The organism is Saccharothrix deserti (assembly GCF_009769385.1).
GTDB lineage: Bacteria > Actinomycetota > Actinomycetes > Mycobacteriales > Pseudonocardiaceae > Actinosynnema > Actinosynnema deserti.
On sequence record NZ_ML775959.1, the window covers coordinates 461,265 to 487,174 of the forward strand.

General features: G+C 73.4%; 1 protein-coding gene and 1 pseudogene. Both read left to right on the top strand.

The window, feature by feature from the left end; genetic code table 11:
* Positions 1-14: 14 nt before the first annotated feature.
* Positions 15-18,160, top strand: a pseudogene (locus tag FM051_RS51445) (beta-ketoacyl synthase N-terminal-like domain-containing protein); the annotation flags it as partial.
* Entirely contained in the window at positions 18,143-25,894 is a 7,752-nt protein-coding gene (locus tag FM051_RS01765) for an SDR family NAD(P)-dependent oxidoreductase (protein ID WP_476655314.1), read from the top strand. The pseudogene FM051_RS51445 and the gene FM051_RS01765, both read left to right, overlap by 18 nt.
* Positions 25,895-25,910 lie beyond the last annotated feature (16 nt).

Genomic DNA, 25,910 nt, shown 5'->3' on the forward strand with positions numbered 1-25,910 from the left:
TTCTCATGGCGGACGACCGGAAGCTCCTGGACTACCTCAAGCGGGTCACCACCGAGCTGGCGGACACCCGGCGGCGGCTGCAGGAGGCGCAGTCGGACGACCCGATCGCGATCGTCGCGATGAGCTGCCGCTACCCCGGTGGCGTCGAGTCGCCGGAGGACCTGTGGCGGCTCGTCGCGGACGGCGTGGACGCGATCGGCGACGTGCCGCGCGACCGGAGCTGGGACATGGCCGGCAGTTCCGTGCGGTCGGGCGGCTTCCTGCACGGGGCGGGCGATTTCGATCCCCAGTTCTTCGGCATCTCGCCCCGTGAGGCGCTGGCCATGGACCCGCAGCAGCGGTTGGTCCTCGAACTGGCGTGGGAGGCGTTCGAGCGGGCCGGGATCGACCCGCACAGCAGCCGTGGCGCGCCGGTCGGCGTGTTCGTCGGCACGGGTGCGCAGGACTACGAGATGCTGCACGCGGCCAACCCGGAGGTCGCCGCCGCGTACGGGGCCACGGCGACCGCCGCGTCCGTGCTCTCGGGCCGGATCTCGTACACGTTCGGCTTCGAGGGCCCGTCGATCAGCCTCGACACGGCGTGCTCGTCGTCGCTGGTGGCCCTGCACCTGGCGGCGCAGGCGCTGCGGCAGCGGGAGTGCGACCTCGCGCTGGCCGGCGGGGTCACGGTCATCTCGACACCGGGCGTGTTCATCGCGTTCGGCGACCAGGGCGCGCTGGCTCCGGACGGCCGCTGCAAGGCGTTCTCCGACACCGCCGATGGGACGGGCTGGGGCGAGGGCGCCGGGTTGCTGCTGCTCGAACGGCTGTCCGACGCCCAGCGCAACGGTCACCGGGTGCTCGCGGTGCTCGCCGGCACGGCGGTGAACTCCGACGGTGCGTCGAACGGCCTGACGGCGCCTAACGGGCCGTCCCAGCAGCGGGTGATCCGGCAGGCGCTGGCGAACGCGAGCCTGTCCGCGGCGCACGTGGATGTTGTCGAGGCGCATGGCACCGGCACGACGTTGGGCGATCCGATCGAGGCACAGGCGGTGCTCGCGACCTACGGCCAGGGACGCGAGCGGCCCCTGTTGCTGGGTTCGCTGAAGTCGAACATCGGCCACACGCAGGCCGCGGCGGGCGTCGGCGGTGTCATCAAGGTGGTCATGTCCATCCGCAACGGGATGGTGCCCCGGACGCTCCACGTTACGGAGCCGTCGTCCCACGTGGACTGGTCGACCGGCGACGTGCGGCTGGTGACGCAGCCCGAGCCGTGGCCGGAGACGGGCCGCCCGCGCCGTGCCGGCGTGTCGTCGTTCGGCGTGAGCGGGACCAACGCGCACGCGATCATCGAACAGGGCCCCGACATTCCAGTAGGCACCCCAGTAGACATCCCAGTCGACGCCGGCTCGTTGGTCAACACCCCGGTTGCTGACAACCCGTCCACGACGCACCCGGTCCTGGCGTGGCCCGTGTCCGCTCGCACGGCTCCGGCGCTCCGCGACCACGCGAAGCGGCTGGCGGCGGCGGTGGGTGGGTTGGATCCGGCGGATGTCGGCTACTCGTTGGCGTCTCGCGCGGCGTTGGAGCGGCGGGCGGTCGTGCTCGGCGCTGACCGCGAGGAGCTGTTGCGCGGGTTGGTCGCGCTCGCGGAGGACGCGTCCCCCGGCACATCGGTGAGCGGTTCGGCCCCTGTGGTGTTCGTGTTCCCTGGTCAGGGCTCGCAGTGGCGGGGGATGGCGGTGGAGTTGCTGGACTCCTCGCCGGTGTTCGCCGAACGCATGGCGGAGTGCGCGGAGGCGCTGCGGCCGTTCGTCGACTGGGACCTGTTCGAGGTCCTGCGGGGCGAGCCGGACGCGGTGGACGTCGTGCAGCCGGTGTTGTGGGCGGTCATGGTGTCGCTCGCTGGGTTGTGGCGTGCGTGTGGCGTGGAGCCGGCGGCGGTGGTCGGGCACTCGCAGGGGGAGATCGCGGCTGCGTGTGTGGCCGGTGCCTTGTCGTTGGAGGACGGCGCGCGGGTGGTTGCGTTGCGCAGTCGGGTCATCGCCACCGAACTCGCCGGGCTCGGCGGGATGATGTCGGTGGCCATGCCCGCCGACGAGGTCCGCGAGCGGCTGTCCGGCAGGGAAGACCGGCTGTCCCTCGCGGCCGTGAACGGCCCTGGTTCGGTGGTGGTGTGCGGGCACGTCGACGCGTTGGACGAACTGCGCGCCGAGCTGACCGCCGAGGACGTCCGGGTGCGCGTCATCCCCGTCGACTACGCGTCGCACTCGGTGTTCGTGGAGGGCATCCGGGACCGGCTGCTCGACGTGCTCGCCCCGGTCCGGCCCCGGTCGGCCGGGATCGCGTTCTACTCCAGCGTCACCGGCGGTCTGATCGACACCGCCGGGCTGGACGCCGAGTACTGGTACACCAACCTGCGGCGGACCGTCCTGTTCGAGGACGCCACCCGGGCGCTGCTGGCCGACGGGCACCGGCTGTTCATCGAGACCGGCCCGCACCCGGTGCTGCACGTCGGAATGGCCGAGACCTTCGCGGACGCCGGTTCCGACGCGGCGGCGGTCGGCTCCCTGCGGCGCGACGAAGGCGGGCTGCGCCGGTTCGCGGAGTCCCTCGCGGAGGCGCACGTCCACGGCGCGAACGTCGACTGGGCCCGGCTGACCCCCGGTCGCCAGGTGGACCTGCCGACGTACCCGTTCCAGCGCAAGAGGTTCTGGCTGCGGCCGGCCGAGGTCTCGACCGTGGTGGCGGACCCGGAAGGCGACGGCGTCACGGTCACCGGACAGCTGTCCCTGGCGACGCACCCGTGGCTCGCCGACCACGTCGTGCTGGGCGAGGTGCTGTTCCCCGGCACCGGGTTCGTCGAGCTGGCGATCCGCGCGGGTGACCACGTCGGCCGTGACGTGGTCACCGAGCTGACGATCGAGACATCGCTGCGCCTGCCCGAGCACGGCGCGGTGGACGTCCAGGTCGTGGTCAGCGGCGCGGACGTGCGGATCTACTCGCGCGCCGACGACGAGTGGACCCGCCACGCCACCGGCGTCCTCGGTCGGGGCGCTGGGCGGGCACAGTTCGACCTCACCGAGTGGCCGCCACGCGACGCCACCGCCGTGCACGGCCTCTACGACGAACTGGCCGAGGTGGGTCTGGCCTACGGGCCCGCGTTCCGGGGCGCGCGGGCGGTGTGGCGGCGCGGTGCGGAGGTGTTCGCCGAGGTCGCCCTCCCGGACGGGACCGACCCCGCGCACTACTCGATCCACCCGGCCCTGCTGGACGCGGCACTGCACCCGATCGCGGTGAGCGCGGTCGCGGGCCACGCGGCGGCCCTGCCGTTCGCGTGGTCGAACGTGGCCCTGCACGCGACGGGCGCGACGGTGCTGCGCGTCCGGCTCGCCCCCGACGGGGAGCACGCCGTGTCGGTCCAGGTGGCCGACGCGGCGGGGCAGCCGGTCGCCACCGTGGGGTCGCTGGCGCTGCGACCGGCGGCCGGCGGGCCGAAGCGCGACCCGCTGTTCGCCGTGCGCTGGTCGGAGGTCTCGGCCGGACCGGGGACGCCGGTGGACGTCACCACCTGGGACGACCTGGACGATGTCGTGCCTGGGGCCGTCGTGTCCGAGGCCGTCCTGTCTGGGGCGGTCGTGCTGCCGGCTCACGACGTGCACCGGGTTCTCGACGTGCTCCAGACCTGGCTGTCGGACCCCCGGTTCGACGCCGCACGACTGGTGGTCGTCACGCGTGGCGCGGTCGCCCTGCCCGGCGAGGACGTCACCGACCCGCCCGCCGCCGCCGTGTGGGGCCTGGTGCGGTCGGCGCAGACCGAACACCCCGACCGGTTCGTGCTGGCCGACGTCGACGCCGAGCCCGATGTCGCCGCGATCCTGGCCACGGGCGAACCGCAGGTCGTGGTGCGCGGCGGAACGCTGCACGGCGCACGGCTGGAACGACTGCGGGCACAACCCGCCGAACCCGCGCCCCTCACCTTCGACGGCACCACCCTGATCACGGGCGGCACCGGCACGCTGGGCCGTGCGCTGGCACGGCACCTGGTCACCGAGCACGGTGCCAGGCGCCTGCTGCTGCTGTCGCGCAGCGGCACCGACGACGGGATCGTGGCGGAACTCGCCGCACTGGGCGCCACCGCCGACGTGGTGGCGTGCGACGTGGCGGACCGCGCGGCGCTGGCGGACGTGCTGGCCGCGATCCCGGCTGACAGCCCGTTGACCACCGTGGTGCACGCCGCCGGTGTGCTGGACGACGGCGTGATCACCTCGCTCACCCCCGAACGCCTGGACCGGGTGCTGCGGCCGAAGGTGGGCGCCGCGCTCGCCCTGCACGACGCGACCCGCGACCTGCCGGTCGAGAGGTTCGTGCTGTTCTCGTCCACCGCCGGCGTCCTCGGCGCGCCCGGTCAGGGCAACTACGCCGCCGCGAACGCCTTCCTCGACGCGCTGGCGTGCCACCGACGGGCGAACGGGCTGCCCGCGCAGTCCCTGGCGTGGGGTTTCTGGGCCGAGGGCACCGGCATGACCGGCGGCCTCGACAACGCCGACCGCGCCCGCATCGCACGAGGCGGCGTGCTGGGCCTGGAGACCGACGAGGGCCTCGCGCTGTTCGACGCCGCCCTGGCGCACGGTGAGCCCGCGCTCGTTCCGGCCAAGTTCGACCGCGCTGCGGCCCACCACCTCTTCCTGCCACGCACCTCGGGTCGCCGCGACGCCGCCGAGGTCCCCGACGCGAGCCCGTCCGCCGACCTGCCCGCCGTGCTGGACGTGGTGCTGGACCGCGTCGCGGTCGTCCTGGGCTACGACTCGGCGGCCGAGGTCGACCCGGACCGCGCCTTCCGCGAACTGGGTTTCGACTCGCTGACCGCCGTGGAGTACCGCAACCGCCTGAACGAGGCGCTGGGCCTGCGGCTGCCGGTGACCCTGGTGTTCGACTACCCGTCACCCGTGGTCCTGGCCCGCCACCTGCACGGCCTGCTGTCCGGTTCGGACGTGCCCGGCTCCGCTGTCGCGGTGGTGGCACGGGACGACGACCCGATCGCCATCGTGTCGATGGCGTGCCGGTTCCCCGGCGGGGTGACCTCGCCGGAGGACCTGTGGCGGCTGGTGGCCGACGGGGTCGACGCGATCTCGGGGTTCCCGACCGACCGCGGTTGGAACGTGGAGTCGCTGTACGACTCGGAGGCCGGCACACCGGGCACCAGCTACGCCCGTGAGGGCGGCTTCCTGTACGACGCGGCGGAGTTCGACGCGGGGTTCTTCGGGATCAGCCCGAACGAAGCGTTGGGGATGGATCCGCAGCAGCGGTTGTTGTTGGAGACGTCGTGGGAGGTGTTCGAGCGGGCGGGTATCGATCCCGGCACGCTCAAGGGCAGCCCGACCGGTGTGTTCGTCGGCCTGATGTACCACGACTACGCGGGCAACAGCGGCACCGGAGCCATCGCGTCCGGTCGTCTGTCCTATGTGTACGGGTTCGAGGGGCCGTCGGTGACGGTGGACACCGCGTGCTCGTCGTCGCTGGTGGGTCTGCACCTGGCCGTGCAGGCGTTGCGGTCGGGTGAGTGCTCGATGGCGTTGGCCGGCGGCGTCACGGTGATGGCGACGCCCGAGCTGTTCGTGGAGTTCACCCGACAGCGGGGTCTGGCGCGGGACGGCAGGTGCAAGTCGTTCAGCGCCGGGGCCGATGGTGCCGGTTTCGGTGAGGGTGTTGGTTTGTTGTTGTTGGAGCGGTTGTCGGATGCGCGTCGCAACGGGCATTCGGTGTTGGCGGTCATCAGGGGTTCGGCGGTGAATCAGGATGGTGCGTCGAATGGTTTGACGGCGCCGAATGGTCCGTCGCAGCAGCGGGTGATCGGTCTGGCGTTGGCCAATGCCCGGTTGTCGGCGGATGAGGTCGATGTGGTGGAGGCCCACGGGACCGGTACGACGTTGGGTGATCCGATTGAGGCGCAGGCGTTGTTGGCGACTTATGGTCGGGATCGTGATCGTCCGGTGTGGTTGGGGTCGGTGAAGTCGAACATCGGTCATACGCAGGCTGCTGCGGGTGTGGCGGGTGTGATCAAGATGGTGCAGGCGATGCGGCACGGCGTGTTGCCGCAAACGCTGCACGTCGACGAACCGACGTCGGAGGTGGATTGGTCGGCGGGTGCGGTCCGGCTCCTGACCGAGTCCGTGCCGTGGCCGGAGGTGGACAGGGCGCGTCGGGCGGCGGTGTCGTCGTTCGGGATCAGCGGCACCAACGCCCACCTGATCCTGGAGGGTGTCCCCGCCGAACCGGAGCCGGCACCGGTGTCGAACACGGTCGTGCCCTGGGTGCTCTCCGCGAAGTCCGCGGACGGCGTGCGGGCCCAGGCGGCGCGGCTGGCGGCGTTCGTGCGCGACAACCCCGACCTGCGTCCCGTGGACGTCGCGCTGTCCTTGGCGACCGAGCGCCTGGCGTGGCAGCACCGGGCCGTCGCGGTCGGTGCTGGGTGTGACGAACTGCTGGCCGGCCTCGACCGGATCGCCGATGGCAGCGAGCCGGTGAGCACCGCCGTGCCGGGCCGACCGGTGATGGTGTTCCCCGGCCAGGGCTCGCAGTGGCGCGGCATGGCGGTCGAGTTGCTGGAGACCTCGCCGGTGTTCGCCGCCACGATGACCGAGTGCGCGGACGCCCTGCGGCCCCACGTGGACTGGGACCCGGTCGAGGCGTTGCACACCGAGATGGAACGGGTGGACGTCGTCCAGCCGATGCTGTGGGCGGTGATGGTCTCGCTCGCCGCGTTGTGGCGGTCCTACGGCGTCGAGCCGGCGGCTGTGGTGGGGCACTCGCAGGGGGAGATCGCGGCGGCTTGCGTTGCCGGAGGTCTGTCCCTTGAGGACGGCGCGCGCGTGGTCGCCCTGCGCAGCAAGCTGATCGCCGCGGAACTCGCCGGGCTCGGCGGGATGATGGCGGTGTCCCTGCCCGAGTTGGACCTCACCCGCTGGGCCGGGCGGCTGTCGACGGCCGCGGTCAACAGCCCGTCGTCGATCGTCGTCGCCGGCGAGGTCGACGCGCTCGCGGAACTGCGTGCCGACCTGGAGGCGCGGGGCGTGCGGTTCCGGGTCATCCCGGTGGACTACGCCTCGCACACCCCGTACGTGGAACAGTTGCGCGAATCGCTCCTCGACGTGCTCGCGCCGATCCGGCCGCGGTCGGGTGACGTCGACTTCTACTCCACGGTGACGGCCGAGCCGGTCGACACCGCCGGGCTCGACGCGGAGTACTGGTACACGAACCTGCGTCACACGGTGCGGTTCGAGGAGACCGTGCGGGCACTCTTGGCGCAGGGGCGGACGCACTTCGTGGAGTGCAGCCCGCACCCGGCGTTGACCCACGGGTTGGAGGAGTTCGACTCCGTCGTCGCGGTCGGATCGCTCCGTCGCGGTGAGGGTGGGCCGGCGCGGTTCGTCGCCTCCCTCGCGGATGCCCACGTCCGGGGTGTCGCGGTCGACTGGGCCGCGTTCTTCGCCGGGACCGGCGCGCGGCGCGTCGAGCTGCCCACGTACGCGTTCCAGCGCAGCCGCTACTGGCTGGACAGCCTGGACTACTGGAGCACCGCCTGGGCCGCGGGTTCGGGTCCGATCACCGCCGCCGGTCTCGACGAGGTCGAGCACCCGATGCTGATCGCGGCGGTGCCATCTGCAGAGTCCGACGAGCGCGTGTTCACCGGGCAGCTGTCCGCGCGCACCCACCCGTGGATCACGGACCACGAGGCGCTGGGCACGGTGCTCCTGCCCGGCACCGGTTTCGTGGAGGTGGCGTTGCGCGCGGGCGACCAGGTGGGCTGCCCGGTGGTGGAGGACCTGACCCTGCGCGCACCGCTGGTGCTGTCCGGTCCGGGTGCCGTTCAACTCCAGGTGCACGTCGGTGCACCCGGTGCCGATGGGACCAGGTCGGTGAGGGTGCACGGCAGGCCGGAGGGTGGGTCCTGGACGCTGCACGCCGAGGGTGTGCTCGCCCCGGCTCGGGCGCACGACCCGGCGGATTACGACTTCACGGCCTGGCCGCCGGCGGACGCGACGGCGGTGGACGTCGAGGACGCGTACGAACGCCTGCTCGACATGGGGTACCGCTACGACGGGGCGTTCCGGGGACTGCGGGCCGCCTGGCGGCGGGGTGACGAGGTCTTCGCCGAGGTGGCCCTGCCGCAGGACGTCCACGCCGAGGCGACCCGTTACGGCGTCCACCCGGCCTTGCTGGACGCCGCGCTGCACGCCGGTCTGCTGGGTGAGGACGACGGGCGGCCGACGGTGCCGTTCGCGTGGACCGGGGTCGCCCTGCACGCGGTCGGCGCCACCGAACTCCGCGTGCGACTGCGGCCTTCGGGCGAGGACGGCACGCGGATCGACGCCGCCGACACCACGGGGGGCTTGGTGCTGTCGGTCGAGTCCCTGGTCGCCCGGCCGGTGTCGGCCGAGCAGCTGCGGACGGCACGCCGAGAACAGCCGCTGCGCGTGGAGTGGACCGCCGTGCCGGCAGTTGTCGACGAGGTGCCCGACTACGTCGTGTGGTCGCCGCCGACCGGAACCGGTGACGTGCCGACCGACGTCCGGACCGCCGCCCTGGCCACGCTCGACGTGGTGCGGGACTGGCTGGCCGAATCGCGCCCGGAGCGCTTGGTGATCAAGCTCGGGGACGACCTGGCCATGACCGGTGTCCGCGGCCTGGTCCGGGCCGCCCAGGCAGAGCACCCGGACCGGTTCGTCCTCGTAGACACAGACATGGCCACCACCACCGCTCCCGACACTGCCACCGGCTCCGGCTCCGGCTTGGGCTCGGGCATGGGCAGCGGCTCCGACATCGAGGATGCGGTCCGCGTTGCGCTGCGCACTGGCGAGCCCGAAGTGCGGGTGCGTGACGGCGTGGCGTTCGCGCCCCGGCTGGCTCGGGTCGCGGCCTCGGATAGTCGGGTCGAGTTGGACCCGGACGGCACGGTCCTGATCACCGGCGGGACCGGCGGTCTGGGTGGTCTGATCGCCCGGCACCTGGTCACTGCCCACGGCGCGCGGAACCTGTTGCTCGTCAGCCGTCGGGGCATGGCGGCACCGGGCGCCGCCCAGTTGCGGGACGAGATCGAGGCGCTCGGGGCGACCGTGACCGTGGCGGCGTGCGACATCACCGACCGGGACGCGTTGGCGAGTTTGGTCGAGTCGGTGACCCTGACCGGGGTCGTGCACGCGGCGGGAGCGCTGGACGACGGCGTGGTCGAAGCCCTCACCGCCGACCGGTTCGAGACCGTGCTGGCACCCAAGGTCGACCCGGCCTGGTGGTTGCACGAGTTGACCGACGACCTGCGCCTGTTCGTGCTGTTCTCCTCGGCCGCCGGCGTCCTCGGCGCGGCCGGGCAGGCGAACTACGCCACGGCGAACGTCTTCCTGGACGCGCTGGCCGCCCACCGCCGCGACCTGGGCCTGCCGGGCATCTCCCTGGCGTGGGGCCTGTGGGACGTGGGCACCGGCATGACCGGCCACCTCGACGAGGACGACCTCCACCGGCTGCGCAGGCAGGGCTTCGCGGCGATGTCCACCGACGACGTGCTGGCGCAGTTCGACGCCGCACTGTCCGGCGACGCCGCATTGCGCGTCCTGATGCGCCTGGACATGTCGGCCCTGCGCGCCCGCGAGTCGGTTCCGCACGTCCTGCGCGGCCTGGTCCGGGCGCCCGTGCGGCGCGCGGCAGCGGCCACCCGGCTGGACGCGGTGCCGCAGAAGGACCGCGAACGTGTGCTGCTCGACCTGGTCCGCGCACGGGTGGCCGACGTGCTCGGGCACTCGTCCGTGGCGGCGGTCGAACCCGACCGGGCCTTCACCGAGCTGGGCTTCGACTCGCTGACCGCCGTGGAACTGCGCAACAGGCTGAGCGCCGAGACCGGTGTCCGGCTGCCCGCCACGCTGGTGTTCGACCACCCCACGGCACGCGACGTGGCCAGGTTGCTCGCCGGCGGCGCCACCTCGGACGCGCCGAGCACAGCGGCGCCCCGGGACGACGAGCCGATCGCGATCGTGGCGATGGCCTGCCGCTACCCGGGCGGCGTCACGTCCCCGGAGGACCTGTGGCGGGTGGTGGCCGAAGGTCTCGACGTGATCTCCGAGTTCCCGGCCGACCGCGGCTGGGACGAATCCGCGCGGACCTCCGTGCGCCGGGGCGGTTTCCTGCACGACGCGGCGGAGTTCGACGCGGGGTTCTTCGGGATCAGCCCGAACGAGGCGTTGGGCATGGACCCGCAGCAGCGGCTGCTGCTGGAGACGTCGTGGGAGCTGTTCGAACGGGCCGGGATCGACCCCACCGGATTGCGCGGCACCGACGTCGGCGTCTTCGCGGGCATGATGCACCACGACTACGCGGACAACAACAACACCGGCTCCATCGCATCCGGCCGTCTGTCCTATGTGTACGGATTCGAAGGGCCGTCGGTGACGGTGGACACCGCGTGCTCGTCCTCGCTCGTGGGTCTGCACCTGGCGGTCCGGGCACTGCGGTCCGGGGAGTGCTCGATGGCGCTCGCCGGCGGCGTGAGCGTCATGGCCACACCGGACGTCTTCGCGGAGTTCAGCCGTCAAGGGGGTTTGGCCTCGGACGGGCGCTGCAAGGCGTTCGCCGGTTCCTCGGACGGGACCGTGCTGTCCGAAGGCGTCGGCCTGCTGCTGGTCGAGCGGCTGTCCGACGCGCGGCGCAACGGGCACCCGGTGGTGGCGGTGGTGCGCGGGTCGGCGGTGAACTCCGACGGCGCGAGCAACGGTCTGACGGCTCCGAACGGTCCGGCGCAGCAGCGGGTCATCGGCCGGGCGTTGGCGGACGCGGGGTTGTCGGCCTCGGACGTGGACGTCGTGGAAGCCCACGGGACCGGTACGACGCTGGGCGACCCGATCGAGGCGCAGGCGGTGCTGGCGACCTACGGCCAGGACCGGGACCGGCCGCTGTGGCTGGGGTCGCTGAAGTCGAACCTGGGGCACACGCAGGCCGCGGCGGGTGTGGCCGGGGTGATCAAGGTCGTGATGGCGATGCGGCACGGCGTGCTGCCCCGCACGCTGCACGTGGACGTGCCAACGCCGAACGTGGACTGGTCGGCGGGGGACGTGCGGTTGCTGACCGAGCCCGTGGACTGGCCGCAGCCGGGGCGGGCCGGGGTGTCGTCGTTCGGCATCAGCGGCACGAACGCGCACGTGATCCTGGAGGCGGTGCCGGCCGAACCGGAGCCCGCCGCGCCCGAACCCGCGCCCGGTGTGGTGGTGCCGTGGGTGCTGTCCGCCAAGTCTCCGGAGGGCGTGCGGGGCCAGGTCGCGCGGCTGACGGCGTTCGTGCGGGACAACCCGGACGTGCGCCCGCTCGACATCGCCTACTCGCTGACCCGGCGTGCGGCGCTCGACCACCGTGTCGTCGCAGTGGGCAGTGAGCCCGACGAACTCGTCGCCTCCCTCGAAGCTCCAGCCACCCGTGCGGGCACCGATCACCGGGTCGCGGTGCTGTTCACCGGCCAGGGCTCGCAACGCATCGGGATGGGACGCGAGCTGTACGACAGGTTCCCGGTGTTCGCGCAGGCGTTCGACGCCGCCGTCACGGAACTGGACAAGCACCTCGACCGGCCGCTGCGGGACGTCGTCTGGGGCGACGACCAGGACCTGCTGAACCGGACTTCGTACGCCCAGCCGGCGCTGTTCGCGGTGGAGATGGCGTTGTTCCGGCTGGTCGAGTCGTGGGGGGTCGAACCGGATTTCGTGGTCGGCCACTCGGTGGGCGAGATCGTCGCGGCACGCGCGGCAGGCGTGCTGTCCCTGCCGGACGCGGCGACCTTGGTGGCCGCCAGGGGTCGGCTGATGCAGGCGTTGCCCGCCACCGGGGCCATGTTCGCGGTCCAGGCGACCGAGGACGAGGTCGCGCCGCTGCTCACCGACGAGGTGAGCCTGGCCGCGGTGAACGGGCCGGACGCCGTCGTGGTGTCCGGCGCGGAGCACGTCGCCGCCGGGATCGCCGCCCGGTTCGCCGCCGACGGGCGCAAGACCCGCCGCCTCGCGGTCAGCCACGCCTTCCACTCGCCGCTGATGGAGCCGATGCTGGACGAGTTCCGGAGGGTCGCGGAGGGCCTGACCTACCGGCAGCCGCGCCTGGCCGTGGTGTCGAACGTGACCGGACGCCTGGCCGAGGAGCTGACCGACCCGGAGTACTGGGTGCGGCACGTCCGGTCGGCCGTGCGGTTCGCGGACGGCGTCCGCACGTTGGCCGACGAAGGCGTCGGCGTCTACCTGGAACTGGGGCCGGACGGGGTGCTCAGCGCGCTCGTGCCGGACGGCGAGCGGATCACCGCCCTGCGCGGGAAGCGGCCGGAGGTGGCGTCGATCGTCACGGCACTCGGCCGCCTGCACGCCCACGGCGTGCCGGTGGACTGGTCCGCGTTCTTCGCCGACACCGACGCCCGCCGCGTCGAGCTGCCGACCTACGCGTTCCGCCGCAGGCGGTACTGGATGCCCACCGTGTCCGCCGCCGACCCGGCCTCCCTCGGGCTCGGCGCCGCCGGGCACCCGCTGCTCGGCGCCGCGGTGCCGGTGCCCGGAACGGGTTCGGTGGTGCTCACCGGCCGCCTGTCCACGGCGACCCAGCCGTGGCTGGCCGACCACGTGGTGCACGGCGAGATCGTGTTCCCCGGCGCCGGTTTCGTGGAGCTGGCGTGCCGGGCCGGGGACGAGGTCGGCTGCCCGGCACTGCGCGAACTGGTCCTGCACGAACCGCTCGTGCTGCCCGAGCAGGGCGGCGTCGCCGTGCAGGTGGTCGTGTCGGCCGCCGACGAGTCCGGCGCACGCGAGGTCGCCGTCTACTCCGGTGACGAGACCCGCCACGCCTCGGGTGTGCTCGTCGCCGCTGTCGGTCCGGGTGAAGGGTCGGAGCAGTGGCCGCCGGCCGACGCGGTGGAGGTCGACGTCGAGACGCTCTACGACGACCTGGCCGATCTCGGGCTGCGGTACGGGCCGGCGTTCCAGGGCCTGCACGCCGCCTGGGTGCGGGGTGACGAGGTCTTTGCCGAGGTGACACTGCCCTCTGGGACGCTGCCGACCGGTCAGGTGGAGGGGTTCGGCGTGCACCCGGCACTGCTCGACGCCTGCCTGCACGCCATCGGGCTGCGCGCGGGCGGCGGGGGAACGGCCCGGCTGCCGTTCGCCTGGACCGGCGTGACGACGCACGCCGCCGGCGCCACCTCGGTCAGGGTGCGCGTGTCGCAGTCGGGCGCGATCACCGTCGCGGACGGGGAAGGACGGCCGGTCGTGTCGGTGGAGTCCTTGGCGCTGCGGGAGGTCTCGCGGGCCGGCGATTCCCTGTACCGGGTGGAGTGGCAACCGGTGCCCTTGCCCGGGGAACCGGTGGCCGAGGACGTGCTCGTGCACCGCAGTGAACCGGGCGGCGACGTGCACTCCCGCACGGCCGAGGTCCTGGCCGTGCTTCAGGCCGAGCCGGACAGGCTCCTCGTGGTGACCAGCGGCGCGGTGGCGTTGGACGGCGAGGACGTCACGGACCTGGCCGGTGCCGCCGTGTGGGGCCTCGTCCGCTCGGCGCAGGCGGAGTACCCGGACCGGATCGTGCTCGCCGACACCGACGGGTCGGTGGACGTCGCCGCGATCCTCGGTGCGGGTGAACCGCAGGTCGTCGTCCGGGAGGGCACGGTGCACGCGGCGAGGCTGGTGCGTGCCGTCACCCGTGCCGATGCCGGCGAGCCCAGCCCTCGGTACGACCGGGGGACGGTGCTGATCACCGGCGGCACGGGGACGATCGGGCGCCTGCTGGCCAGGCACCTGGTCGACGTGCACGGCGCGCGCAGGCTGCTGCTGCTCAGCCGGAGCGGCGGGTCGGTGGACATCCCCGGCGCCCACGTCGACGTGGTGGCGTGCGACGCGGCGGACCGGGACGCCGTCGCCTCGGTGTTGGCCGACATCCCCGTCGAGCACCCGTTGTCCGCGGTGGTGCACGTGGCGGGTGTGCTCGACGACGGGGTGATCGGGGCCCTGACGCCGCAGCGCCTCACGACCGCGTTGAGGCCCAAGGTGGGTGCGGCGCTCGTGCTGCACGACCTCACCCGCGACCTGCCGCTGGACGCGTTCGTGCTGTTCTCCTCGGCGGCCGGGGTCATCGGTACCGGTGGCCAGGGCAACTACGCCGCTGCCAACGCCTTCCTGGACGCGCTCGCCGCGCACCGCCGCGCCAACGGGCTGCCCGCGCAGTCGCTGGCGTGGGGGCGGTGGGCGGACGACGCGGGTATGGCGGGCCGCCTCGACGCGGCCGACCGTGGCCGCCTCGACCGCACCGGCGCCCGTGCGCTGTCCGCCGAGGACGCCCTGGCGCTGTTCGACCGGTCGGCCGCGGTGGACTACCCGGTGGTGGTCCCGATGTCGGTCGATCTCGCCGCTCTGACCGAGGTGCCGCCGCTGTTCGGTGCGCTCGTGCGCCGCCCGGCACGTCGGGTGCGCGGCGACGTGACCGCGATCCGGCGTCGGCTGGCGTCGCTGTCCGGCGAGGAGCGCGAGGAGGCGTTGCTGGAGCTGGTCCGGACGCAGGCCGCGGTCACCCTCGGGCACGCCGACCCGACCGCCGTCGACCCGGACCTCGCGTTCCGCGAGTTGGGCTTCGACTCGTTGAGCGCGGTGGAGTTCCGCAACCTCGTCAACGCCGCGACCGGCCTGCGGCTCGCGCCGACCCTGGTGTTCGACTACCCGAACGCGCGGGTGCTGGCTTCCCACCTGGGCAAGGAGCTGGACGGGCCCGCCGACGAAGCGGACGCCGACGCCGCCGCCGACGCCGCCGACGACAGGATCCGCCGGGTCCTGCACGCGATCCCGATCGAACGGCTGCGGGAAGCGGGGCTGCTGGACAGCCTGCTGGAGCTGGGCGGCTCGATCACGCCCGCCGTCGTGGATACCCCACCGGACGACGGTGCCGACGGCATCGACGACATGGACGCCGACGATCTGATCAACATGGCCCTCGGCCTGGAGACGGGAGAACGGTGATGCCCGGACAGGACCAGCTCGTCGAGGCTCTGCGGACGGCGCTCAAGGAGACCGAGCGGCTGCGCACGCAGAACCGCACGATCACCGCGGCGGCCGCGGAACCCATCGCGATCGTCGGCATGGCGTGCCGGTATCCCGGCGGCGTGGCGTCGCCCGACGACCTGTGGCGGTTGGTGGCAGACGGTGTCGACGCGGTCGGCCCGTTCCCCGCAGACCGGGAGTGGGACCTCGACGCCCTCCACGACCCGACCGGGGAGGCGCCGAACACCAGCTACGTCCGGGAAGGCGGCTTCCTCGACCGGGTTGCGGAGTTCGACCCGGACTTCTTCGGCATCAGCCCGAACGAGGCGCTGATCATGGACCCGCAGCAGCGGTTGCTGTTGGAGACCGCGTGGGAGGCCGTGGAGCGTGCCGGGATCGACCCGGCGGCGTTGCGGGGCAGCGACACGGGCGTGTTCGCCGGGATGATGTACCACGACTACCCGGGCAACGCGAACAACGGCTCGGTCGCGTCAGGGCGCGTGTCCTACGTGTTCGGTCTGGAAGGACCGTCGGTGACGGTCGACAGCGCGTGCTCGTCTTCGTTGGTGGCGCTGCACTTGGCGGCACAGGCCTTGCGCAACGGCGAGTGCTCGCTCGCGCTCGTCGGCGGCGTGGCGGTGATGTCGACTCCCGAACCGTTCATCGAGTTCAGCCGTCAGCGCGGGTTGTCGCGGGACGGCCGGTGCCGGTCCTTCGCGGCGTCGGCCGACGGCACCGGGTGGGGTGAGGGCGCGGGCGTGCTGCTGGTCGAGCGGCTGTCCGACGCGAAGCGCAACGGGCACCCGGTGTTGGCGGTGGTGCGCGGGTCGGCGGTGAACTCGGACGGCGCTTCGAACGGCCTGACCGCACCCAACGGGCCGGCGCAGCAGCGCGTGATCCGGCAGGCGCTCGCCAACGCCCGGTTGTCGGCGTCGGACGTGGACGTCGTGGAGGCCCACGGCACCGGTACGACGCTGGGTGATCCGATCGAGGCGCAGGCGTTGCTGGCGACCTACGGCAAGGGGCGCGACCGGCCGCTGTGGCTGGGATCGCTGAAGTCCAACATCGGGCACACCCAGGCGGCGGCCGGTGTCGGCGGCATCATCAAGATGGTCATGGCCATGCGACACGGCCTGCTGCCCCGCACGCTGCACGTGGACGAGTCCAGCCCACACGTCGACTGGACCGCGGGCAACGTGCAGCTGCTCACCGAGCCCCGCGAGTGGGGCGGGGGAACGCGGCGCGCGGCGGTGTCGTCGTTCGGCATCAGCGGCACGAACGCGCACGTGATCCTGGAACACGTGGCCCCGGAACCGATCGAGCCGGGCGCGGACGCCGCCGGGGTACCGGACCGATTCGCCGCACCGAACTCCACCGCCGCATCGAATACGGCCGCATCACCGGATCTCGCCGCATCATCGACCCCCATCACCGCACCGAACCCGACCACCGTGCCGAGCCTTGCCGCCGAGCCGGAGGTTGCTGCCGTGCCGCTGGTCCTGTCCGCTCGAAGCGCGCGGGCGTTGCGGGGACAGGCTGAGCGGTTGCGGTCGCACTTGGCCGCGAAGCCGGACCAACCGCTGGCCGACGTGGCGTTCTCGCTCATCGGGAAGCCGCTGTTCGACCACCGGGCCGTGCTGGTCGGCCGTGACCGCGACGAGCTGATCGGCGCACTCGCCGAACCCCCGGGCCTGGTCCGCACCGGCGGCCGGACCGCGTTCCTGTTCACCGGGCAGGGCGCGCAGCGGTTCGGGATGGGACGCGAGCTCGCGCGGGCGTACCCGGTGTTCGCCGCCGCGCTCGACGAGGTGCTGGCCGAACTCGACCCCGCGCTGCGCCGCGTCATGTGGGAGGAGGACGACGGCGCGCTCGACCGCACGGTGCACACCCAGCCCGCGCTGTTCGCCGTCGAGGTCGCGCTCCACCGACTGCTCGCGTCCTGGGGACTGCGGCCGGACTTCGTCGCCGGTCACTCGATCGGGGAACTCGCGGCCGCGCACGTCGCCGGCGTCTTCTCGTTGCGCGATGCCGCGACGCTGGTCACCGCCCGTGCCGAGTTGATGCAGGCGTTGCCCGCCGGCGGGGCGATGGTCGCCGTCGAGGCGACCGAGGACGAAGTTCTCCCGCTCCTGTCGGACGAGGTCGGCCTGGCCGCCGTGAACGCGCCCGACTCGGTGGTGCTGTCCGGGACGGAGGAGGCGGTGCTGGCGGCGGTGGGTCGCCTGGCCGGCCGCCGGACCACCCGGCTCAAGGTCAGCCACGCGTTCCACTCTCCGCTGATGGAGCCGATGCTCGACGACTTCGCCGCCGTGGTCGGCCGGATCGCGTTCGGCACGCCCGACATCCCGGTGCCCGAGGAGTTCCGCGATCCGGACTACTGGGTGCGGCAGGTCCGGCAGCCCGTGCGGTTCGCGGATCGGGTGCGCGAGCTGGTCGACCAAGGCGTCACGCGGTTCCTGGAGGTCGGCCCGGACGCCATCCTGGCCGAGATGGTGCGGCGGACGGCGCAGTCGGACGTCGTCGTGGCGTCCGTGCTGCGCCGCAACCGCCCGGAGGCTCCCACCCTGCTGTCCGCCGTCGGCCGGATGCACTCCGCAGGTGCCGTGGTCGACTGGCGGGCGTTGCTGAACGGCGGCCGGCGGGTCGAGCTGCCGACGTACGCGTTCGACCGGCAGCGGTACTGGCTGTCCACGATGGACTACGTCACCGAGTCGTGGATCGGGGCGGGCCTGGCGGGCAACCCCGAGGCGATGGGTCTGGAGGTCGTCGGGCACCCGCTGCTCGCGGCCGCCGTCACGCTGCCCGGCTCCGATCGGGTCGTGTTCACCGGACGGCTCGCGCAGAGCTGGCTCGCCGACCACGAGGTGCTGGGCACGGCCATCCTGCCGGGCACGGCGTTCGTGGAGATGGCGTTGCGCGCCGGCGAGCACACCGGTTGCCCGGTGGTCGAGGAACTCGCGATCCAGGCGCCCGTCGTGGTCACCGAACCGGTGGACCTGCGCGTCGTGGTCACCGAACCGGACGACGGCGGGCGGCGGGCCATCACGATCCACTCCCGCGTCGGGGACGCGCCATGGGCGCTGCACGCCGAGGGCGTCCTCGCACCCGGTGAGGCGACGCCGTCCGGATTGGCCGAGTGGCCGCCGAAGGATGCGGTCGTGGTCGAGACGGATGGCGCGTACGACCGGCTGCGCGATCGTGGTTACCACTACGGGCCGGTCTTCCAAGGTCTGCGCGCCGCCTGGGTGCGCGGCGACGAGGTCTTCGCGGAAGTGGAGCTGCCCCGCGAGGCGCACGACGACGCCGAGCGGTTCGGCCTGCACCCGGCGCTGCTGGACGCCGCCATGCACGCCACGCTGCTCGACGACAGTGGCGACGCGGAAACCCTCCTGCCGTTCCTGTGGCGTGGTGTGGCGCTGCACGCCGTGGGCGCGACGCGGCTGCGGATGCGGATGAGCCCCGCCGGTCCGGGCAGCGTCCGGGTCGTCGTGGCGGACGGCACCGGCCAACCCGTGCTGTCGGTAGAGGCGGTGGTGTCCCGCCCGGTGTCGATCGGAAAGGCGGCCACCGGACCCGACTTCCTGTACGTGGTCGCCTGGCGCCCCCTGACCACGACGGCCACTACGACGGACTTCGAGGTCGTAGAGGTGGCGTCGGGCCAGTTGCGCCCGGTGGCCGAGCAGGTGGTCGACGCCCTCCAAACCGCCAACGGCCGCCTCACTGCCGGCTCCCGCCTGGCCGTGGTCACCCGAGGCGCAGTCACTCGGGGTGCAGCCGCTGGGACCCCGGCCACCGGCAGCTCGGCCACCGGCAGCCCGGCCGGCGAGGGCGCAGTCAGTGCGGGCCCAGCCACCGGGAGCGCCGTCGCCGGGGGTTCGGCCGGCGGGAACGTGGTCGTCGACCCGGTTCAGGCTGCGGTGTGGGGGCTGGTTCGAGCCGCTGAGGCCGAGAACCCCGGCCGGTTCGTGCTCCTGGACCTGGAACCCGGCGAGGCCGTGCCCGGCTCGCTACCTGAGGGTGAGCCGGAACTCGCGTTGCGCTCCGGCCAGTTCCACGTGCCCCGCCTGGCGCGAGCGACCGCGACGCCCGGCGCCTTCCCCACGAACGGCACGGTGCTGGTCACCGGCGGCACCGGCGGGATCGGTGCGGCCATCGCCCGTCACCTGGTGACGCGGCACGGCGTCCGTTCCCTGGTGTTGGCGGGCAGGCGCGGGCTCGCCGCGCCCGGAGCCGAACGGTTGCACGCCGACCTGACAGGTCTCGGGGCCGAGGTGACGATCGCCGCCTGCGACGTGTCCGACCGGGACGACCTCGCCGCCCTGCTCGCCGCCCATCCCGTCACCGCCGTAGTGCACGCGGCAGGCGTGCCCGACAGCGGACTGGTCGACTCGGTGACCTCGGAGCGGCTGGACGCGGTCCTCGGGCCGAAGGCCGACGCGGCGTGGCACCTGCACGAACTCACCAAAGACACCGATCTCGACGCCTTCGTCCTGGTGTCCTCCGCCGGCGGTCTGCTGCTGCCGGCGGGACAGGCGTGCTACGCGGCGGCGAACGTCTTCCTCGACGCCCTCGCCGAGCACCGCAGGGCGCTCGGCCTGCCCGCGATCTCGCTGGCGTACGGGCTGTGGGACATGGCGGCCGGTCTCGGGGCCGAGTTGACCGAGGACGACCTGGCCCGCATGGCACGGCGTGGTTTCCCGGCGCTCACCGCCGAACAGGGCTTGGCCGCGTTCGACGCCGCCCTCAACGCGAACACCGCCACCGTGGTCCCGGTGCGGCTGGACCGGACGGCGCTGCGGACCGGGGGAGAGGTGCCGGCGCTGCTCCGCGCCCTGGTCCGCGTCCCCCGGCGAGCGGCGAAGGCGCTCGCCCCGACTGCCGATCCGCTGGACCTGGTGCGCTCGACCGTCGCCGCCGTACTGGGCCACACCTCCGGTGAGGCGATCGACCCCGACCGGTCGTTCCACGAACTGGGCTTCGACTCGCTGTCCGCCGTGGAACTGCGCAACCTGCTGGCCGACGCGACCGGCCTGCGGCTGCCCGCCACCCTGGTCTTCGACTTCCCGACCGCCAGGGACGTCGCCGCCCACCTCTCCGGAGCCGGGGCCGGAGCCGGAGCCGGAGCCGGGGCCGGGGCCGGGGAGACGCCGGCACCACCAACCATCACCCCGACCAGGGCGGACGACGATCCGATCGCGATCGTGGCGATGGCCTGCCGGTACCCCGGCGGCGTCACCGCACCGGAAGACCTGTGGCGCGTGGTCTCCGACGGGCTGGACGTCGTGTCGGACTTCCCGACCGACCGCGGCTGGCCGAGTGACCTGTACGACCCGTCGCCCGGAAAACAAGGCAAGTGCTACGCCAAAAACGGCTCCTTCCTGTACGACGCCGGGGCGTTCGACGCCGGGTTCTTCGGCATCAGCCCGAACGAGGCGTTGGCGATGGACCCGCAGCAGCGCCTGGTGCTGGAGACGTCCTGGGAGGCGTTCGAACGCGCGGGCATCGACCCGACGACGCTGAAGGGCACCCCCACCGGCGTCTTCGTCGGCGTCATGTACCACGACTACGGACAGGGCACCGGGGCGCCGACCAGCGCCGGGAGCGTCGTCTCCGGCCGGGTGGCCTACACCTTCGGCCTCGAAGGGCCCGCGGTCACCGTCGACACCGCCTGCTCGTCGTCCCTGGTGGCCCTGCACTGGGCCGCGCACGCCCTGCGGTCCGGTGAGTGCTCGATGGCGCTCGCCGGCGGCGCGGCGGTGATGGCCACCCCGGAGATCCTGGTCGAGTTCTCCCGCCAGCGCGGGCTCTCCCCGGACGGCCGGTGCAAGGCGTTCGCCGCCGCGGCCGACGGCACGGGCTGGGCCGAGGGCGTCGGCATGGTGCTGCTCGAACGGCTGTCCGACGCGCGCCGCAACGGCCACCCCGTGCTGGCGCTGGTGCGGGGCAGCGCGATCAACCAGGACGGCGCGAGCAACGGCTTCTTCGCCCCGAACGGCCCCGCCCAGCAACGCGTCATCCGCCGCGCGCTCGCCGACGCCGGACTCGAACCGTCCGAAGTGGACGCCGTGGAGGCGCACGGCACCGGCACCACGCTCGGCGACCCGATCGAGGCGCAGGCGTTGCTGGCGACCTACGGCCAGGACCGCGAACGCCCCCTGTGGCTGGGCTCGATCAAGTCGAACATGGGCCACGCCCAGGCCGCCGCCGGCGTGGCGGGCGTGATCAAGGTGGTGGAAGCGCTGCGGCACGGTGAACTGCCGCGGACCCTGCACGTGGACCAGCCGACACCGCAGGTCGACTGGTCGGCGGGCGCGGTGCGGCTGCTGACCGAAGAACAGCCGTGGCCGGAGACCGGCCGTCCGCGCCGCGCGGGCGTGTCGTCGTTCGGCCTCAGCGGCACGAACGCGCACGTCATCCTCGAACAGGCACCACCGGTCGACGCGCCCGCGGAGCCGGCCGACGCGCCCGCCGTGCCCCTGGTGCTGTCCGGCGCGTCCCCGGAGGCGTTGCGGGCCCAGGCCGCGCGGCTGCGGGACGGCCTGTCCGGGCGGTTGGCCGACATCGGCTACACGCTGGCCACCGGCCGGGCGGCGCTGGAACACCGGGCGGTCGTGGTGGCCACCGCGCACGACGACGCCGTGCGCGGCCTCACCGCCCTGGCCGAGGGCGGGCGCCGGACGGGATCGGCCCGCACGAAGGGCGACACCGCGTTCGTCTTCACCGGGCAGGGCGCGCAGCGGTTGGGCATGGGACGGGACCTCTACGCGGCGTTCCCGGCTTTCGCGTCCGCGTTCGACGCGGTGATCGCCGAGCTGGGCGACGACGTGCGGGACGTGATGTGGGGTGCGGACCGGGCGCGGCTCGACCGGACCGAGTACGCCCAACCAGCGCTGTTCGCGCTGGAAGTGGCCCTGTTCCGGTTGTTCGAGTCGTGGGGTGTGCGGCCGGCGTTCCTCGCCGGGCACTCGCTCGGTGAACTGACCGCCGCGCACGTGGCCGGCGTGCTGTCCCTGCCCGATGCCGCCCGACTGGTGCTGGCCAGGGGCAGGTTGATGCAGGCGCTGCCCGAGGGCGGCGCCATGGTCGCCGTGCAGGCGGGTGAAGCGGAGATCACGCCGACCGGCGGCGTCGCCATCGCTTCGGTGAACGGTCCGTCGGCCGTGGTCCTGTCCGGTGCGGAGGAGGAAGTGCTCGCGTTCGCGGCGCGGACCGGCCGCAAGACGCGCCGGCTCGCGGTCAGCCACGCGTTCCACTCGCCGCTGATGGAGCCGATGCTCGACCGGTTCCGGGCCGTGCTCGGGGAGATCACCTTCGCCGAGCCGCGCATCCCGGTGGTGTCGAACGTGACGGGCACCTGGGCGGAAGAGCTCGGCGATCCGGAGTACTGGGTGCGGCACGTGCGCGAGACCGTGCGGTTCGCGGACGGCGTGCGGACCCTCGCCGCCGCTGGTGTCAGCCGGTTCGTCGAGCTGGGGCCGGACGGCGTGCTGACCGCGATGATCCAGCAGTGCGTGGACGACGAACCCGCCGTGCTGACGCCCGCGTTGCGGGAGAACCAACCGGAGGCGGTGGCCGTCCTCACGGCCGCCGGGCACCTGCACGCGACCGGCGTCGCGGTGGACTGGCGGCCGGTGTTCGAGGGCGCCCGCCGGGTCGACCTGCCGACGTACGCGTTCCAGCGCACCGACTACTGGCTGCGCGCGACCGCACCCGCCGGCGATCCGTCCGCACTCGGGCTCGCCCCGGCCGGTCACCCGTTGCTGGCCGTCGCGGCACCCGCGCCGGACGGTCTGCTGTGGACGGGTCGGCTGTCGCTGGACACCCAGCCGTGGGTGGCCGACCACCGGGTGCTCGGCACCGTTCTGCTGCCCGGCACGGCGTTCGTGGACCTGGCGTGCTGGGCGGCAGGGCAGGCCGGGTGCCGTTCGGTGGACGAGCTGACCCTGCACGCCCCGCTGGTGCTGGGAGCCGAGGACGCGGTGTCGTTGCGGGTGGCTGTGACCGAACGGGTCGTCACCGTTCACTCGCGGGCCGACGCCGACGGTCCGTGGATCCTGCACGCGGAGGGCGCGATCGGTGACGAGCCTGTGGCGCCGGCGTTCGACTTCGCGCAGTGGCCGCCTGTGGACAGCACGCCCTTGGACGTCGCGGGACTGTACGACGAACTGTCCGACCGGGGGTACGAGTACGGGGAGGTGTTCCGCGGGCTGCGGGCGGCTTGGCGTCGCGGTGACGAGCTGTTCGCGGACGTGCGGCTGCCCGAGCAGGCGAGCGGGGACTTCCCGGTGCACCCGGCCCTGCTCGACGCCGCCATGCACGCGCTCGGTCTGGGCGAGTCGGACGCCACCGTGCTGCCGTTCTCCTGGCAGGGCGTGACGCTGCACGCGGGCGGTGCGCGTGCGCTCCGGGTGCGGATCGCGTCCACCGGACCGCGGGCGCTGTCGTTGGACTTGGCGGACGCCTCCGGCGCTCCGGTGGCGTCGGTGGCCGGTCTGGCGTTGCGCGAGGTCGCCGCCGGACAACTCGCCGCCGCCAACCGCTCGCTGTTCCGGATCGGAACGGCCCTGCTGCCGCCCGTCTCCGCCGACCGGTCCGAGGTCCGGATCGTCCGGCTCGACCCCGGTCCGGGTGACGTGCCCTCGGCCGTGCGTGCGGTCACCGGCCAGGCCCTGGACCTCGTGCGGTCCGGCGGGTCGCTGGTTGCCGGGTCGCGGGTCGCCGTGGTGACTCGCCGTGCGCTCGCCGTGGAGCCGGGCGAGGAGGTGGACCCCGCTGCCGCGCCGGTCTGGGGACTGGTGCGGGCCGCGCAGGCCGAACAGCCCGGCCGGTTCGTGCTGATCGACACCGACGGTCCGGTGGCCGACGAAGCGCTGGCCGCCGCCGCGTCGAGCGGCGAACCGGAGATCGTGTTCCGCGACGGCACGCCCGCCGTGCCCCGCCTCGTGCGGATCACCGATGCCGGCCCGGCCGACCAGCCGTGGGGCGGGACCGTCCTGGTCACCGGCGGCACCGGCGGTCTCGGGGCCATCATCGCCCGGCACCTGGTCACCGAGCACGGTGTGCGCCGCCTGGTGCTCACCAGCCGGCGCGGGCTCGACGCGCCCGGTGCGGCGGACCTGCGTGCCGAACTGACGGCGGCGGGCGCGGACGTGGTCGTGGCCGCGTGCGACGTCTCCGACCGGGCCGCGCTCGCCGCGCTGCTCGACGAGGTCGGGGAGCTCGGCGGCGTCGTGCACGCGGCGGGCGTCGCCGACAACGGACTCGTCGAGACCCTCACCCCGGAGCGGGTGAACGCGGTGCTCACCCCCAAGGCGGACGGCGCGTGGCACCTGCACGAGCTGACCCGCGCCATGCCGCTCACGGCCTTCGTGCTGCTGTCCTCGGCCGGTGGCCTGGTGCTGCCCGCCGGACAGGGTGGTTACGCCGCCGCCAACGTCTTCCTCGACGCCCTCGCCGCCCACCGCCGTTCGCTCGGCCTGCCCGCGACGTCCCTGGCGTACGGGTTGTGGCAGGTCGACACGGGACTGAGCCAGTGGTTGGGCGAAGCCGACCTGCACCGCATGCGGCGTCAAGGACTGCCCGCGTTGTCCGCCGAGGAAGGCCTGGCGCTGTTCGACGCCTCCCTCACCGCCGGCGTGCCGAACGTGGTGCCGCTGCGGGTCAGCCTGCCCGATCTGCGTGCCCGGACCGACCAGGTGCCCGCGCTGCTGCGCGGACTGGCCGGGGGAGCGGCACGACCAGCCGCCGTGCGTGACTTCGCCGCACTGTCCGGGGACGAACGCGACCAGGCCGTCCGCGAGCTGGTGCTGGCGCAGGTTGCGGACGTGCTCGGGCACGGTTCCGCCGCCGACGTCGACCCGGAGCGCGACTTCCTGGAGCTGGGCTTCGACTCGCTCGGCGCCGTCGAGCTGCGCAACAGCCTGAACGCGGCGACCGGCCTGCACCTCGCCGCGACCGTGGTGTTCGACTGCAAGAACCCCGCCGAGCTGGCCCGTCGGATCTGCGAGGAACTCGGCGTCCAGCGCCCGGCGGCTGCCCGGACCGGGGACGACACGGTGGCCCGGCTGTTCAGCTCGGCGGTGCTGTCGGGGCAGGTCCTGCGCGGGTTCGACCTGCTGCGCGCGGTCGGCGCGCTGCGCCCGAGGTTCGACGCGGCGGCCGACTTCACCCGCGAGGCGCCCGCCGTGAGGCTCGCCGACGGCCCCGCCCGGCCGGTGGTGATCGGTGTGAGCACGCCGATGGCGACCGGTGGCCCGCGCCAGCACGCGCGCCTCTCGGCGGCGTTGCGCGGCATCCGGCCGGTGCACTCGTTGGCACTGCCCGGCTTCGACGGAGACGAGCCCCTGCCCGCGTCCGTCGAAGCCGTGCTGTCGGTGCTGGCCGAGGACGTGCTGCGGGCGGCGGAAGGCGACCCGTTCGTGCTGCTCGGCTACTCCGGTGGCGGCACGCTGGCGTACTCGCTGGCCGGTCACCTGGAGCGGGTGACGGGCGTGCGACCGGCCGGGGTGGTGCTGCTGGACACCTACGCGGTCGATCCGGAGGACGACGGCCAGGCGAAGCTGATGGAACGGCTGGCGCACGGCATGGTGGCCAAGGACGCCGAGTTCGGCCTGTTCCACAGCGGTGTGCTGTCCGCGATGACCTGCTACTTCGACCTGATGCCGCACTTCGGCCTCGCGGATGTCGAGGCACCGGTGCTCTTCGTGGGCGCGGAGCGTTCGTTCGACCCGTCGGACACCGGGGACGGCTGGCGGGCGCGGCCGTGGCACCCCGCGCACAGCCACCGCACCGTGGCCGCCGACCACTTCACGATCATCGAGCAGGACGCGGCGGCGACGGCCGCCGTGGTGGAGGAGTGGATCAGCTCGACGCTGACGTGACGGCACGCCGACCTGA